Here is a 14,678-nt window from a genome sequence, read left to right as displayed (position 1 = left end):
GAATATTTATTTATCGTATTCTATTTATAGAGTCTATCAATTCTATATCTTTTCTTATAGCTTTATTAGCCATATATAAAAAATATATACTAAAAAATAATAGAATAAACATAATTGTAGAAATCAATTTTAATTGAAAACATGAAAAAATAAGGAATAGGACATGAATAGTATTAGCAAGTATATTAATTTTATTCAAAAATATTTGAATTTTTTTTTTCTTAAAAAGGGAAAAACTTAAAATAGATAAAAATAAACATGGAATCATAAAAATGAAAACTATTTTTTTCAAATACAAATTGAAATATAAAAAATCAGATAAAAAATATATGAAAACAGAATAAATAAAAATAGAAATAAGTAAGTATAATGTTTGTATTCTATATAACATAATAATGTAAAGATTAAATTATTTTTATAATTTATTTAAGTTCAAATTAATTTTTGTATAATTGTATTTATTGTATTTATCGTTTCTAAGTTATTTTTCATAAGTTATTACATTAATTACACCAAAAGTATATTACTTACCAAGCATATACATATATAAAACCCAATCACTTTATGTTTGATATTACTGAATTAAAAAGTAAGAAACTTTTTGAATTACAGGAAATTGCTCGTTCATCAGGATTAAAAAAATGTACACAATTACGAAAAAACGAGCTCCTAGAAAAAATTATTTCCATTATTAATATTAATAATAAAAACACTTCTATCCCTTCAAAAAGGGAAAATTCTTTAAAAAAAGGATTTAAAATGCGAAAAAATACTGAATCTAAAAATTTATTTTCAGAAAATAAAAGTATAAATGGTAAAAAAAAATTGATTTCTCAAGAACATTTAAAAATTTCTAGTTCTAGAACAGAAACATCCACAAAATTTCAAAAAAAACATCAAAATTTTTCTAATTGGAAAAAAAATGATAGAAATGATAGATTTGAAACTCAAAATATATCATCATATCCTGGAATAGAAGTCGGATCACAAAAAATTTCTACTAATAAATACCGTACTCCTGAATACGAATTTGAGGGAATAATAATAAGTGAAGGGGTATTGGAAATTATGCCAGAAAATTACGGATTTTTGAGATCTTCTGATTTTAATTATTTATCATCTCCTGATGATATTTATGTATCTCAATCTCAAATCAGACTTTTTGGAATGAAAACAGGTGATACAATAAGGGGAGAAGTTCGTCCACCTAAAGATGGCGAAAAATATTTTCCACTCATTAAAATTATTGAGATTAATGGTAGATCTCCATCTTTTGTCAGGGACAGAGATTCTTTTGAGCATTTAACTCCACTATTTCCAAATGAAAAATTTAAATTAGCTGAAAAAAATGCGACTCTTTCTACAAGAATTGTAGATCTTTTTACTCCTATAGGAAAAGGACAAAGAGGAATGATTGTTGCTCCTCCTAAAACAGGAAAAACAACTTTATTAAAAGAAATAGCTAATGCTATTGCAGCTAATCATCCTGAAGTATATTTAATTATATTATTAATTGATGAACGTCCAGAAGAAGTAACAGATATGCAAAGAAATGTAAAAGGAGAAGTCATTGCATCTACTTTTGATGAACCAGCAGATAGACATGTTAAAGTGGCTAACATTGTTTTGCAAAAAGCAAAAAGAATGGTAGAGTGTTCTCATGATGTAGTTATATTACTAGATTCTATTACACGTTTGGCACGTGCGTATAACACAGTCGCTCCAGCTTCTGGAAAGGTATTATCTGGAGGGGTGGATGCAAATGCATTACACAGACCCAAAAGATTTTTTGGAGCTGCTAGAAATATAGAAAATGGAGGTTCTTTATCTATAATTGCTACAGCTATGATTGATACAGGATCAAAAATGGATGAAGTAATTTTTGAAGAATTTAAAGGAACAGGAAATAAAGAACTTCAATTAGATAGGAAAATAGCTAATAAACGAATTTATCCAGCTATTGATCTCGTTTCTTCTAGCACAAGGAAAGATGATCTTTTACTTGATACGAATACTTTGCAAAGAATGTGGATTTTGCGAAAACACCTTTCAGATATGAATCCAGTAGAAGCTATGGAATTTTTAAGATCTAGAATAGCTAGAACTCAAAACAATGAGGAGTTCTTAATATCTATGAATGGATAAATAAATTTTTATATTTGATTTTGTAAATGAAAAACATTATATTAATATAATATCCGCGGGATGGAGCAGTTGGTAGCTCGTCGGGCTCATAACCCGAAGGTCATAGGTTCGAGTCCTATTCCCGCTATTTTTTCCTCATAACATAAAATGATTTCATTTTTTTGATTTGAATGTATTATTCAGTTTTACTTTTTTATTTTTTTATTTTATTCATATGCATATATTTTTTTAGAAAATTGGAATTCTTTTTTAGGAAAGAATTTAAAGATCAGCAGAATGAAATTCAAAAATTATCTAAATATAGTAAAACTGAAATTGGTGATTATTTAATTGAAGTTAAAGACGGTTTGATACAAACTGTAAAAATATTTCAGGATGTTATTGATAAAAAAGTTCAATTTTATATTGAAAATCAAGATAAAAAATTAGATTATATTTATACATCACAAGAAAAATTTATTAAAATTATTGAAAAAAAACTTGAGGAAATAAGAGAAAATGTTGATGATAAGCTTCAAAATTCTTTAAATATTCATTTGGGAAAATCATTTGAAATAATTGGAAATCAATTATTATTTTTACAAGAAGGTTTAGGAGAAATGAAGATCTTGGCGAAAGATGTGAGTTCTTTAAAAAGAACTTTAAATCATGTCAAAATATGTGGAAGTTTTAGCGAAATGCAGCTTTCAATGCTTTTACAACAGATTTTATCTCCAGAACAATATGCTTCTAATGTTGTGACCAAATCTAGCACAAATTTTGTCGTAGAATTTGCGATAAAACTACCAGGGTTTGGAGACGGAAATATCATATGGTTACCAATTGATGTTAAATTTCCAAAAGAAACTTATCAAAAAGTACAAGAAGCTTATCATAATGGAGAAAAAAAGAATATAGAAGCAGCTATAAAAAATATGGAATCTGTACTTAAAAAAATGTCAAAAGATATTAAAGATAAGTATATAGATCCTCCAAACACTACTGATTTTGCTATTCTTTTTTTACCATTTGAGGGAATATACGCTGAAATTGCAAGAAATTCTAGTTTATTAGAAGAATTATTAAGAAAATATAAAACGGTGATAACAGGACCGTCTACATTGGCTGCTGTATTAAATAGTTTACAAATTGGATTCCGAACTTTAGCTATTCAAAAAAGAAGTTCCGAAGTATGGAAAATTTTAGAAACGGTGAAACAGGAATTTTCAAAATTTGGATTATTATTACACCAAGCTCAAAATAAATTACAAGGGGCTTCCAAAGATATAGATCGATTATTAGGCGTTAGAACCAGCTTGATTGAGAAAAAACTGAAAGATATAGAAAATTTATAGAATAGAAATGAAAGCGGAGAGAAAGGGATTCGAACCCTTGACACTTTTTGTGAACACGCTTTCCAGACGTGCGCCTTAATCCTCTCGGCCATCTCTCCAAAAAAAGTAGAATTATAAGCCGGATTCTGTTTTTAACCTATCATTTGTCTAGGATCTAGGTTACCCATGATCTCAATCTGCCTACCCCCCAGTTTCAACCGAGCTAGTTTTCCGGTATACATGGCATTTCACCACACAGAGTTTACATGATTTCACTACAGCATTTAATAAATTAATCTGTACTTTCTTTCTGTTGCACTATTCCTCATCTCACGATGGATGGGTGTTACCCATTGTGTTGCTCTACGGTGTCCGGACTTTCCTCATTTTCAATATTTATATATAATAATAAATTAATTGAAAATGCGATAGGACATTCTACTTTTCATATAAATTTGAGTAAATATTTTCTACATCATTATTCATATGAAGTTTTTTCATTAAATCTAAAACTTTATTTCTTTTTTCTTCTGAAACATATTTTATCTGTTTAGGAATACGTAATACTTTATACTTATAGAGTATTTCTAATTTTTCCAAATTATTTTTCATAGATCCAAAATATTCAAAATCTGTATATAAATAGATCATGTTATGATCTATCGTAAAATCTTGAGCTCCAAAATCTATTGTCATAAGTTCAAAATCTTCCATTGAATAATGAATATCTTTTTTTTTGATATAGAAAACACCCTTTCTATGAAAAAAATGAATTAGTTCACCATTATTACATAATCTACCTCCATTTTTATTAAAAAGTGTTCTTATGTCAGATATTGTTCGAATGTTATTATTTGTTATACATTCTATAATTATACTAATTCCGTAAATTAATCCTTCTAAATTTAAATTTTTATAATCATTTTTTTTGATTTGTAAAGCTTTTTTTATAGCTTTTTCTATGGTACTTTTAGGAATATTGACTGATTTAGCATTTAGAATCACATTTCTGAAACGAGAATTGTTAGTTCCTGATTCTTTTACAACTATATAAATTTCTTTGAGAATTTTAGAAAATTTTTTAGATTTTTTGAAATCTTGATTCAATTTTCTATGTTGTATATTTGACCATTTGCTATGTCCTGACATGAAATGTCTTTTATTTATTTTAAAATATAATATATATATATAAATGTTATATATTTAAGTCATTAGTCATTTTTACAATTTAACGAAAAAAATTATTATGTCAAAAGTTTGTGAGTTGACAGGTAAAAAAGCAATGATAGGAAATAGAGTTTCTCATGCAAATAATAAAAATAAACGTCGTTTTAATATTAATTTATGTAAAAAACGTTTCTTTTTGATAAAAGAAAAAAAATGGATTACTTTAAAAATTTGCACTTCTATTATCAAGCTCATCAATAAAATAGGAATAGAAAAAGTTTTAAAACGTTTTAAATACAAATATTAAAATGGGAAAAAAAGGAAATAGAATACAAGTTATACTAGAATGTGTTGAACAAAGAAAAATAGGTAAATCTGGCAGTTCTAGATATATTACAACGAAAAATAAGAAAAACACTCCGAATAGAATCGAATTAAAAAAATACAATTCAATATTAAGAAAATATACGGTTCATAAAGAAATTAAATAAAATTAATAATAAATGTCTAAAAAGGAAACAAATAATCAAAAAAAAAAGACTTCAAAAAAAATGACATTAGCTATTAAAATAGTGAAATCTAAAAAATCAGGTTGTTATACCTTTGAAAATAAAATAATTTCTGATGAAGAAATCAAGATTTTTTTTAATAAAAAGTAATAATTTATAATGTTTTTTCTTAAAAAAAAAAGAAGTAAAGTATTTAATCATGAATTAAAAAAAACTAGAGAATCTTTCTTTTATAAAATAAAAAATCTGTTTTTGAAAAAATCAGAGATAGATATCAATATTATTGATCATATAGAAGAAATATTATTATCTGCAGATATAGGAACACAAACTACTATAAAAATTATTAAAAACTTAGAAGAAAGAATTCAAAAAGAAAAATATATAAATTCACAAGATATTTATAATGTTCTTAAAGAAGAAATTAAAGCTCTTTTTATAAATATTGAAAATACATGTTTAGATTTAGAAACTAAGATATACAAAATTAGCCAAAAACCATATGTAATCTTGATAGTAGGTGTAAATGGAGTTGGAAAAACTACCACAATTGGAAAATTAGCTTTTTTTTTAAAGAAAAAAGGTTTTCATGTAGTTATAGGAGCTGCAGATACATTTAGAGCTGCTGCTATTGATCAGCTTGAAATATGGTCCAAAAAAGCTGGAGTTCCTTTAATAAAACAACATATGCATGCGGATCCAGCATCTGTAGCCTATGATACTTTACAATCGGCAAAATTTAAGAAAAAAGATGTGGTACTAATCGATACTGCCGGAAGATTACAAAATAGAAAGCATCTTATGGAAGAGCTTTCTAAAATAAGTAGAGTTATGAAAAAAATAATACCTGAATCTCCTCATGAAATTATACTTATTTTAGATGCTACTACTGGTCAAAATGCTTTTGAACAGGTAAAACAATTTACTTCTTTTGTTAAAATTTCTTCTATCATTTTAACTAAAATAGAAGGAACAGCTAAAGGTGGAGTGGTTATAGGAATTATGGATCAATTTAAAATTCCTATACAATATTTGGGAATAGGAGAGCATATACAAGATCTAAAAGAATTTAATGGTAAAAAATTTGTTGATTGTTTTTTTTGAATTGAAAAAGAATAAACCTGACATGGTGTCTATATAAAAATAACGGTATAATTTTTGTTATTTTTTACTAATAATTTTATAATTCAATATCCATGAATAAAAATAAAATTAGTGTTACTTCAGATAACATTTTTCCTATTATTAAAAAATTTCTTTATTCCGATCAAGAAGTTTTTCTACGTGAATTAGTTTCTAATGCTGTAGATGCAGTCATAAAATTGAAAACTATAATCAAATTAGAAAATTTATATGATATCGTTGATGATTTTAAAGTAAAAGTTTTCATAGATAAGAAAAATAATACTCTTCATATTAGGGATAATGGTGTAGGGATGACTAAAGAAGAAATAAATAAGTATATTAATCAAATCGCTTTTTCTGGAGCTGAAGAATTTATTAAAAAATATAAAAATTTAACGGATTATTCTAATATTATTGGACATTTCGGTTTAGGTTTTTATTCTTCTTTTATGGTAGCGAATAAAGTTGTTATATTAACTCAATCTTACAAAAAAGACGAATCATCCATATTTTGGTCATGCGAAGGGACACCAAATTTCATTATGAATGAAATTGAAAAAAAAGATAGAGGGACAGAAATTGTTTTGTTTCTTAATGAAGAAAATAAAGAATTTTTAGAACATGATCGTATTTTAAAATTATTGCAAAAATACTGTAAATTTATGCCGATAACAATTTCTTTATCAGATAAAGATGATAAAGAAATTGTTATCAATAATATTGATCCTGCTTGGAAAAAAAATCCACTTCAATTAAACGATAAAAATTATTTAGATTTTTATCATGAGTTATATCCAAATCAATTGGAAGATCCTTTATTTTGGGTACATCTCAATATAGATCATCCTTTTCATTTAACAGGAATTTTATATTTTCCTAAAATAGAAAAAAGAATAGATATCCAAAAAGATAAAATTCATTTGTATCAAAACCAGGTTTATATTACGGATAATTTGGAGGGTATTGTTCCAGATTTTCTTAGCTTATTAAGAGGAGTTATAGACTCTAAAGATATTCCTCTTAACGTATCACGTTCTCATTTACAATCTGATATATCTGTTAAAAATATATCTAAATATATAACAAGAAAAGTAGCTGATAAATTAGACTCTATGTTTATAAAAAATAGAGATAATTTTCAAAAAAAATGGAAAGATATCAAAATTATAGTAGAGTATGGAATGATTAGTGCGCAAAATTTCTTTGATAAAGCTATTAAATTTTTTGTTTTTTATACTATAGATAATAATTTTTTTACTCTGAAAGAGTTTAAAGAAAAAATAAAAGAAACCCAAAAAAATAAAGAAGGAAAAATTGTTTTTCTTTATTCATCAGATAAAGATAAACAATATAGTTATATCAAAGAGGCAAAAGATAGATCTTATCAAGTTTTGATTTTTGACAGTCCACTTTCAGTTCATTTAATACAAAAACTCGAATTTTCTTATCAAGATATTTGCTTTGTTCGAGTGGATTCAGATCATATTGATAAGTTAATTAATTATAAAAAAGAGGATAAACTTTATTCAGAACTTTCTGAAAAAGAAAAACAAGATTTAAAAAATCTTCTTGATCAGCATCTTTTAATCAAAAATTTTAAATTTTCCATACAATTAGAAAATTTATCCATAAAAGATAATCCTTTTTTAATTATCATTCCAGAATTTTTAAGAAGAATAAAAGAAATGAATTCTTCTATAGGAAAAGATATAAAAAATAAAGAAAAATATTATCAATTGATAGTAAATACAAACCATGTTTTGATGAAAAAAATATTAGAAGAAACATCAAAAGAAAAAAGGGAAAAAATCATACAAGAAGCTTTAAATTTAACACTTCTATCTAAAAATTTACTAGATGGAAAAAATCTTACAGATTTTATATCAAAAAAATTAAAAGATCTTGTTCAAGAATAGATATTTATTTATTAAATTTTTTTAATTTAATCCCTGTAAATATTTTTTTTGTATATAAGGGAAAATCTGAATTTTGTATCCATCCATAGTAATTAGGATCTTTTTCAAAAATTTCAAAAACTTTCTCTCCTTTATATTTTCCAAAATTGAATATTTCATTTCCTTCTTCATCTATTTTTATAAATCCAGCAAGATCTGCTATATTTTTTTGATGAGAAAATTGATTGAGACTTTTAACATCTTTTTTTAAGTTATCATATTTTTCTAGTTGTGCTAATAATATTTCGTATGTAGCAAATGTATCAGCTTTAGAACTATGGGCTTTTATAAGCTCTTTATTACAATAATATTTATAAGCAGCAGAAAGGGTTCTAGGTTCCATTTTATGAAATATAACTTGAATATCTATAGTTTTATGTTTTTTAATATCAAAGGTCATTCCTGCACGAAGCATTTCTTCGGCTAAAATTGGAATATCAAATCTATTAGAATTATATCCAGCTAGATCTGTATTTTCAATCATTCTAAAAATAGAAAAAGCTACATCTTTAAATTTAAGTTTTCCTTTCACATCTTCATCTTTAATACCATGAATAGCTGTTGATTGCGGAGGAATAGGAATTCCAGGACAAATTAACCAAGTTTTAGCTTCTTGATCCCCATCCGGAAATATTTTTAATATGGATATTTCTATGATTCTATCTCTCCCGATGTTGATTCCTGTTGCTTCTATATCAAAAAAACAAATAGGACGATAAAGTTTTAATTTCATGTTTTTTAATATGAATTTTTTTTTAATCTATGAAAACAGATTGAGATTATTATGTAAAAAATAATAATGCATGGTAAAGCCACTACATGTAAAGTTAATAAAAGAAATATACTAATCAATAAAAAGAAATAACGCATTTTATTTTTTTTCCAAGAAAAATCTTCAAAATTGAAAGAAAACATTGGAATCTTGGATAGTAAAAAATAACAGGAAAGAAATATAATAAAAAGCATTGTAATAATATATATCATTTTTTTTTTGAAAAAAAAAACATGGTGATCTGTAATTATAATAGATAAAGAAGAAAAAAATAAAGCATTTATAGGAGTTGTTAGACCCTTAATATAGTTTTTATGAGGTGTTATGTTAAATCTAGCCAAACGACATGCAGAAATAATAGAAATCAAGAAAGCAAGATACTCAATAAATGGAATAGGAGACTTTTTTTCCAATAAACTAAAAACTATTATAGACGGAACTATTCCAAAAGAAACCATATCTGCTAGAGAATCTAACTCTTTTCCAAATGGATTTTCATTTTTTGTTAATCTAGAAAAAAAACCATCCAAAAAATCAAAAATTATTGAAAATAAAGTAGCAATAGCTGAATAATCAAAGTTTTTTGATCGTAAAAATATTATAGAAATACATCCACAAAACAGATTTGATAAAGTTAATATATTAGGAATTATTTTTATTGTAATCAAAATGTGTAATAAAAATTGTTCTAAAGTAACAAATATTATTTTATAATGATAAAACTATTTTATGAAATTTCTAATTTTCATATTAAAAGAGAATCTTTATTAATCAAGGATATCTGTATTTTGTTAAATAATGAAGGTATGTATATTGGAAATATTAATTATATTTTTTGTACTGATAATTATCTTTTAGATATGAATAAAAAATATTTGAAAAAAAATTTTTATACGGATGTATTGGCATTTAATTATTCTATCAATAAAAGTATTTCGGGAGATATATTTATTAGTGTAGATCGTGTTTTTGATAATTCCAAACAATGGAATCAATTTTTTATATATGAATTAAAACGTGTAATGATACATGCTGTATTACATTTTTTAGGATATAATGATCATAATTATATGGAAAAAAAAATTATGAAAAAAAAAGAAGAGTTTTATTTAAATTTATTTCAATTTTAAAAAAACCATGTTTTTAGATATATATGATGTAATTGTAGTTGGTGGAGGTCATGCGGGAATAGAAGCCGCTTATGCTTCTTCTAAGATGGGATCAAAAACTTTACTTATTACTACCAATTTACAAACTATAGGTCAAATGTCATGTAATCCAGCTATAGGAGGGATTGCTAAAGGACAGATTGTTAGAGAAATCGATGCTTTAGGAGGAGGTTCTGCAATTGTTACAGATTCTAGTACAATTCAATTTAGAATGCTTAACAAATCTAAAGGCCCTGCTATGTGGAGTCCTAGGGCTCAATGTGATAGAAAATTATTTTCTTATTATTGGAGACTTTTTATAGAAAGAAATTCTAAATTGGATATATACCAAGATACAGTGACATCTTTAATAATAGAAGAATATAAGATTAAAGGAGTCAAAACTTTTTTTGGATTAAAAATTAAAGCAAAATCAGTCATACTTACAAATGGTACATTTTTAAATGGGAAAATCCATATTGGAGAAAAAAAAATTAATGGAGGAAGAATAGCTGAAAAAGAAGTTAGAGGAATCACGGAACAATTAACTAAAAATTTTGGATTTAGATTTGGAAGAATGAAAACAGGGACATCTCCAAGAATAGATGGACGTTCTTTAAATTATGATCAAATGGTATCTCAAAATGGAGATGTAAATCCAAAAAAATTTTCTTTTTTTTACAACAAAAAAAAATTGAAAAAACAACTAAAATGTTATATTACTTACACTAATCAAAAAGTACATGATTTTATACGTAATAATTTTAATCATTCTCCAGTTTATACAGGATCTATACAAGGGATCAGTCCTAGATATTGTCCATCTATAGAAGAGAAAATTTTTAGATTTTCGGATAAAAAAGAACATACCATATTTGTTGAACCAGAAGGATGGAATACTGTAGAAATGTATGTAAATGGTTTTTCTACTTCTTTTCCAGAAGAAATACAATATGAGTCTTTAAAAAAAATTTCAGGTTTTGAAAAAGTAAAAATATTGAAACCTGGATATGCTATTGAATATGATTTCTTTCCTCCAGAACAATTGAAAGTAACTTTAGAAAGTAAAATTATAGAAAACCTTTTTTTTGCTGGACAAGTTAATGGAACAACTGGATATGAGGAAGCGGCCGCTCAGGGATTAATGGCAGGAATTAATGTTCATTTAAAAATTCATCAAAAAGAACCATTTATCCTAAAAAGGAATCAAGCTTATATTGGAGTTTTGATAGATGATTTGATTACAAAGGGAACAGAAGAACCTTATAGAATGTTTACTTCTAGAGCTGAATATAGAATGTTATTACGACAAGATAATGCTGATGAAAGATTGACCCCTATGGGATACAATATAGGTTTAATTTCAGAAGATAAAATGAGGATGCTAGATATAAAAAAATCTAAGATAGAAAAATGTATGTATTTTTTTGAAAAAAATAATTTTGATCCAAAAACTATAAATCCTATATTACATAGGAAAAATTCTCCTAAAATCTATCACAATAAAAAAATAAAAACTATTTTATCTCGTTCTGAAATTGATATTAAAGATATTATATGCGTTCCATTTTTGATGGAAGAAATTAAAAAAAATGGTTTTTCACAGGAAATATTAGAACAAGTTTCTATTAGAATTAAATATAAAGGATATATAGATAGAGAAAAGGAAAATGCAAAAAAATTATTAAGATTAGAAAATATTAGAATTCCGAATGACTTTGATTACAAATCAATTAAATCTCTCTCCTCAGAAGGAAGAGAAAAATTGGATTATTATCGTCCTATATCACTAGCTCAAGCTTCAAGAATTAGTGGGATATCTCCTTCAGATTTAAGTATTTTACTTATTTATATGGGACGTTAAAATTGTGAATACTATTGTTTCGGGATACAATAAATAAATCTTCATCTTCTTTTTTCATGTAAAACTTTTCTCTTGCTAATTTCTCAAGATATTTAGAATCTGTTGTTAATTTTTTTAATTGAGTTCCTTCTGATGAAATTTTCTTTTTCAAGAAATCTCTATTGAATGTCATTTCCTGAATACTTTTTTTAAATTTAAAATGTAACATTAAAGAATTGGAATCAAAAAAAGACATCCATATAAAGAAAAAAAGACTAATCCAAAAGTATTTATTTTTAAGTATTTCGTATTTTTTTTCTTTTTTCATACTTATTAAAACGTACTGAAAATATGTTAATTAATATACTCATAATCCAATAAATACTGAAAAAAGATAAAAAAAATATACACCAGAAACCAGATATCGTCATGAGTAAAAAAAGTAAAAATCCTATAAATTTAATAATCATAGACTAATTATAATTTTATATAATTTCGCAAAAAAATAGGACAATGACATATAGAACAGAAAAAGATACATTGGGAATAGTTAAAGTCCCTGTAAATAAATATTGGGGGGCACAAACAGAAAGATCTAGAAACAATTTTAAAATAGGAACAGAATCTTCTATGCCAATAGAAATTATTCATGCATTTGGACTTTTAAAAAAAGCAGCTGCTCATGTTAACTTTGAATTGGGGATTTTATCTAAAAAAAAGAAAGATATGATATCCTTAGTTTGTGATGAAATTATAGATAAAAAGTTAGATGATCAATTTCCTTTAGTTATATGGCAAACCGGTTCAGGGACCCATACCAATATGAATATAAATGAGGTTATCTCTAACAGAGCTCATGTTTTAATGGGAGGAATACTAGGAAATTCTCCTTCTTATATTCATCCCAATGATGATGTAAATATGTCTCAATCATCTAATGATACCTTTCCTACAGCAATGCATATAGCTTCTTATCAAAAATTAGTAAAAAGAACTATTCCTTCTATCCAGAAATTAAAAAAAATTATGAAAAAAAAATCTGAATTATTTCATAATGTTATTAAAATAGGTAGAACCCATCTGATGGATGCTATACCTATTACTTTAGGACAAGAATTTTCTGGATATGTATCTCAAATAGATCATGGATTGAATGCTATTAAAAAAACTTTAGATCATCTTTCTGAATTAGCTATAGGAGGAACAGCTGTAGGAACAGGGTTGAATGCTCCTAAAAAGTATGATATCAAAATGACCGAATATATATGTAAATATACTGGCTTACCTTTTAAAGTAGCAAAAAATAAATTTGAAGCATTGTCATCTCATGATGCTATAGTAGAATCTCATAATGCTCTTAAACAAATAGCTGTTTCTTTAATTAAAATATCAAATGATATTCGTTTTTTAGCTTCTGGACCACGTTCAGGAATTGGAGAAATTTATATTCCTGAAAATGAACCCGGATCTTCTATTATGCCTGGAAAAGTAAATCCGACTCAATGTGAAGCAATGATTATGGTTTGCACTCAGATTATAGGAAATGATATGGCTATTTCTATGGCTGGATCTTCAGGAAATTATGAATTAAATGTAGCTAAACCGCTAATGGCATATAATTTTTTACAATCTTCCCAACTTCTTGCAGATGCTTGTACTTCTTTTTCTTCTTTTTGCGTTAGAGGAATAAAACCAAACTATCAAAGAATTAAAGAATTTTTAGATAAATCTTTAATGTTAGTTACAGCTCTTAATACTCATATTGGATATGAAAAATCAGCAAAAATTGCAAAATATGCTTATGAAAATAATAGTACATTAAAAGAAGAAGCGATTCGATTAGGATATTTAACTGTTGATGAATTTGAAAAATTAGTTAATCCATCCAAAATGGTGTGAATTTGAATTATTTTTTTTCAAAAAAATAATTTTTCTACATTAAAATGAATGATATCTGATATTTTTTCTTCTGAAGTAGAATAAATTTGTGATAATTTCTTTAAAATTATTCTTAAATTTTTTGGTTCATTTCTTTTTCCTCTAAAAGGATGTGGAGAAAGATAAGGAGAATCAGTTTCTAATACAATATGATTCAGACTTATTTTATGTAAAAAAAGATTAACATTATTGTTTTTAAAAGTAATCATTCCTCCAATACCTAGTTTTATTCCAAGATCAATAATTTTTTGAGCTTGTTCCAAAGTTCCGGAAAAACAATGAAAGACCCCTTTCAGAGAAGAGTTTTTTTCTTTTGATAAAATATGAAAAACTTTATCAAAAGCTTTTCTACAGTGTATAACAACGGGTAATTTTTTTTGTTTAGCCCATTGTATTTGAATTTGAAAAGCATATTCTTGTTCAGAAACAAACTTTTTTTCCGAATATAAATCCATTCCAATTTCTCCTATAGAAATAAAGGGATGGTTATATAACCAAGTTTCAATATTTTTCAATTCTTTTTCTAAACTATTTGGATAAACTTTATTCGGATGCAATCCTATCATGGGAAAACATACATTAGGATATTTTTTTTCTAATTTTAATATATTAGGTACAGTGGAACTATCTAAAGAAGGAAGTAAAAATCTATTGATTCCTTGATGAAAGGCTGTTTGTATTACAAAATTAATATCTTCATTAAATTCTTTCATGTATAAATGCGTATGAGTATCAGTAATTTTCATATAAAAATTAATTTTAA

The 14,678-nt window shown here is 25.5% G+C and carries 16 protein-coding genes, 2 tRNA genes and 1 other RNA gene; 11 read left to right on the top strand and 8 right to left on the bottom strand.

Annotation, left to right across the window (positions count from 1 at the left end; genetic code table 11):
• Positions 1 to 10: 10 nt before the first annotated feature.
• Positions 11 to 268 carry a DUF4293 family protein gene (locus H0H50_RS00600; protein WP_238784204.1) on the bottom strand — a complete coding sequence of 86 codons (258 nt, stop codon included), beginning with the start codon at positions 266 to 268 and terminating at the stop codon, positions 11 to 13.
• 296 nt (positions 269 to 564) lie between these two features.
• On the opposite strand from H0H50_RS00600, the gene rho reads away from it, so the two are divergent.
• The 3 genes from rho to H0H50_RS00585 all read left to right on the top strand — a co-directional run bounded on the left by rho (position 565) and on the right by H0H50_RS00585 (position 3,479).
• A complete protein-coding gene (gene rho / locus H0H50_RS00595) occupies positions 565 to 2,145 on the top strand; it encodes a transcription termination factor Rho (protein ID WP_185867247.1) in 1,581 nt (526 codons plus the stop codon).
• A 54-nt stretch (positions 2,146 to 2,199) separates the two neighbouring features.
• Positions 2,200 to 2,272: transfer RNA gene (locus H0H50_RS00590), tRNA-Met, on the top strand.
• 43 nt (positions 2,273 to 2,315) lie between these two features.
• Complete coding sequence (locus H0H50_RS00585) at positions 2,316 to 3,479, top strand: DNA recombination protein RmuC (protein WP_185867246.1); 1,164 nt, start codon at positions 2,316 to 2,318, stop codon at positions 3,477 to 3,479.
• A gap of 14 nt (positions 3,480 to 3,493) precedes the next feature.
• On the opposite strand, the gene H0H50_RS00580 is transcribed toward H0H50_RS00585, so the two are convergent.
• The 3 genes from H0H50_RS00580 to H0H50_RS00570 form a co-directional block, all read right to left on the bottom strand.
• Positions 3,494 to 3,577 (bottom strand) — tRNA-Ser (locus H0H50_RS00580).
• Positions 3,578 to 3,903: RNase P RNA component class A (rnpB, locus tag H0H50_RS00575), an RNA gene on the bottom strand. It lies immediately after the preceding tRNA gene.
• Complete coding sequence (locus H0H50_RS00570; protein WP_185867245.1) at positions 3,897 to 4,607, bottom strand: YebC/PmpR family DNA-binding transcriptional regulator; 711 nt, start codon at positions 4,605 to 4,607, stop codon at positions 3,897 to 3,899. Before H0H50_RS00570 ends, rnpB begins: the two co-directional genes overlap by 7 nt.
• 97 nt (positions 4,608 to 4,704) lie before the next feature.
• Here H0H50_RS00570 and rpmB point away from each other — a divergent pair, with 97 nt between their 5' ends.
• The 5 genes from rpmB to htpG all read left to right on the top strand — a co-directional run bounded on the left by rpmB (position 4,705) and on the right by htpG (position 8,175).
• The gene (rpmB, locus tag H0H50_RS00565; RefSeq protein ID WP_185867244.1) at positions 4,705 to 4,932 is read left to right on the top strand and encodes a 50S ribosomal protein L28; all 228 of its coding nucleotides are present in this window, start codon (positions 4,705 to 4,707) and stop codon (positions 4,930 to 4,932) included.
• 1 nt (position 4,933) lies between these two features.
• Entirely contained in the window at positions 4,934 to 5,116 is a 183-nt protein-coding gene (gene rpmG, locus H0H50_RS00560) for a 50S ribosomal protein L33 (protein WP_185867243.1), read from the top strand.
• 12 nt (positions 5,117 to 5,128) lie between these two features.
• Positions 5,129 to 5,284, top strand: coding sequence for a DUF4295 family protein (locus H0H50_RS00555; protein ID WP_185867242.1), 156 nt, complete (start codon positions 5,129 to 5,131; stop codon positions 5,282 to 5,284).
• Positions 5,285 to 5,293: 9 nt separating this feature from the next.
• Positions 5,294 to 6,238: a signal recognition particle-docking protein FtsY gene (gene ftsY, locus H0H50_RS00550; RefSeq protein WP_185867241.1), complete on the top strand. Its 945-nt coding sequence runs from the start codon at positions 5,294 to 5,296 to the stop codon at positions 6,236 to 6,238.
• Positions 6,239 to 6,330: 92 nt separating this feature from the next.
• Entirely contained in the window at positions 6,331 to 8,175 is a 1,845-nt protein-coding gene (gene htpG / locus H0H50_RS00545) for a molecular chaperone HtpG (RefSeq protein ID WP_185867240.1), read from the top strand.
• A 4-nt stretch (positions 8,176 to 8,179) separates the two neighbouring features.
• Here the strand turns inward: htpG and H0H50_RS00540 are convergent, their stop codons facing one another.
• The gene (locus tag H0H50_RS00540) at positions 8,180 to 8,947 is read right to left on the bottom strand and encodes a 3'-5' exonuclease (protein ID WP_185867239.1); all 768 of its coding nucleotides are present in this window, start codon (positions 8,945 to 8,947) and stop codon (positions 8,180 to 8,182) included.
• 5 nt (positions 8,948 to 8,952) lie between these two features.
• Positions 8,953 to 9,654: a CDP-alcohol phosphatidyltransferase family protein gene (locus H0H50_RS00535; RefSeq protein ID WP_185867238.1), complete on the bottom strand. Its 702-nt coding sequence runs from the start codon at positions 9,652 to 9,654 to the stop codon at positions 8,953 to 8,955.
• Positions 9,655 to 9,699: 45 nt separating this feature from the next.
• Between H0H50_RS00535 and ybeY the strand changes: the two genes are divergently transcribed.
• Positions 9,700 to 10,116: an rRNA maturation RNase YbeY gene (gene ybeY / locus H0H50_RS00530; protein WP_185867237.1), complete on the top strand. Its 417-nt coding sequence runs from the start codon at positions 9,700 to 9,702 to the stop codon at positions 10,114 to 10,116.
• 7 nt (positions 10,117 to 10,123) lie between these two features.
• Positions 10,124 to 11,998, top strand: a complete 1,875-nt coding sequence (gene mnmG / locus H0H50_RS00525; RefSeq protein WP_185867236.1) for a tRNA uridine-5-carboxymethylaminomethyl(34) synthesis enzyme MnmG — start codon at positions 10,124 to 10,126, stop codon at positions 11,996 to 11,998.
• Here mnmG and H0H50_RS00520 read toward each other — a convergent pair.
• Positions 11,979 to 12,305, bottom strand: a complete 327-nt coding sequence (locus H0H50_RS00520; protein ID WP_185867235.1) for an FtsB family cell division protein — start codon at positions 12,303 to 12,305, stop codon at positions 11,979 to 11,981. The two genes, mnmG and H0H50_RS00520, sit on opposite strands and share 20 nt — an antisense overlap.
• 185 nt (positions 12,306 to 12,490) lie before the next feature.
• On the opposite strand from H0H50_RS00520, the gene fumC reads away from it, so the two are divergent.
• The gene (gene fumC, locus H0H50_RS00515) at positions 12,491 to 13,876 is read left to right on the top strand and encodes a class II fumarate hydratase (RefSeq protein ID WP_185867234.1); all 1,386 of its coding nucleotides are present in this window, start codon (positions 12,491 to 12,493) and stop codon (positions 13,874 to 13,876) included.
• Positions 13,877 to 13,893: 17 nt separating this feature from the next.
• Here the strand turns inward: fumC and H0H50_RS00510 are convergent, their stop codons facing one another.
• Positions 13,894 to 14,661, bottom strand: coding sequence for a TatD family hydrolase (locus tag H0H50_RS00510; protein ID WP_185867233.1), 768 nt, complete (start codon positions 14,659 to 14,661; stop codon positions 13,894 to 13,896).
• Positions 14,662 to 14,678: the final 17 nt, after the last annotated feature.

The organism is Blattabacterium cuenoti (genome assembly GCF_014252015.1).
Taxonomy (GTDB): domain Bacteria; phylum Bacteroidota; class Bacteroidia; order Flavobacteriales; family Blattabacteriaceae; genus Blattabacterium; species Blattabacterium cuenoti_U.
Note: the sequence above shows the minus strand (reverse complement) of the source record. Positions and strands in the feature narration are given on the sequence as shown.

Bases quoted from the DNA above. Each gene is read 5' to 3' on its own strand.
- H0H50_RS00600 (WP_238784204.1), bottom strand. From the start codon at position 268: ATGATTCCATGTTTATTTTTATCTATTTTAAGTTTTTCCCTTTTTAAG.
- rho (WP_185867247.1), top strand. From the start codon at position 565: ATGTTTGATATTACTGAATTAAAAAGTAAGAAACTTTTTGAATTACAG.
- H0H50_RS00585 (WP_185867246.1), top strand. From the start codon at position 2,316: ATGTATTATTCAGTTTTACTTTTTTATTTTTTTATTTTATTCATATGC.
- H0H50_RS00570 (WP_185867245.1), bottom strand. From the start codon at position 4,607: ATGTCAGGACATAGCAAATGGTCAAATATACAACATAGAAAATTGAAT.
- rpmB (WP_185867244.1), top strand. From the start codon at position 4,705: ATGTCAAAAGTTTGTGAGTTGACAGGTAAAAAAGCAATGATAGGAAAT.
- rpmG (WP_185867243.1), top strand. From the start codon at position 4,934: ATGGGAAAAAAAGGAAATAGAATACAAGTTATACTAGAATGTGTTGAA.
- H0H50_RS00555 (WP_185867242.1), top strand. From the start codon at position 5,129: ATGTCTAAAAAGGAAACAAATAATCAAAAAAAAAAGACTTCAAAAAAA.
- ftsY (WP_185867241.1), top strand. From the start codon at position 5,294: ATGTTTTTTCTTAAAAAAAAAAGAAGTAAAGTATTTAATCATGAATTA.
- htpG (WP_185867240.1), top strand. From the start codon at position 6,331: ATGAATAAAAATAAAATTAGTGTTACTTCAGATAACATTTTTCCTATT.
- H0H50_RS00540 (WP_185867239.1), bottom strand. From the start codon at position 8,947: ATGAAATTAAAACTTTATCGTCCTATTTGTTTTTTTGATATAGAAGCA.
- ybeY (WP_185867237.1), top strand. From the start codon at position 9,700: ATGATAAAACTATTTTATGAAATTTCTAATTTTCATATTAAAAGAGAA.
- mnmG (WP_185867236.1), top strand. From the start codon at position 10,124: ATGTTTTTAGATATATATGATGTAATTGTAGTTGGTGGAGGTCATGCG.
- H0H50_RS00520 (WP_185867235.1), bottom strand. From the start codon at position 12,305: ATGAAAAAAGAAAAAAAATACGAAATACTTAAAAATAAATACTTTTGG.
- fumC (WP_185867234.1), top strand. From the start codon at position 12,491: ATGACATATAGAACAGAAAAAGATACATTGGGAATAGTTAAAGTCCCT.
- H0H50_RS00510 (WP_185867233.1), bottom strand. From the start codon at position 14,661: ATGAAAATTACTGATACTCATACGCATTTATACATGAAAGAATTTAAT.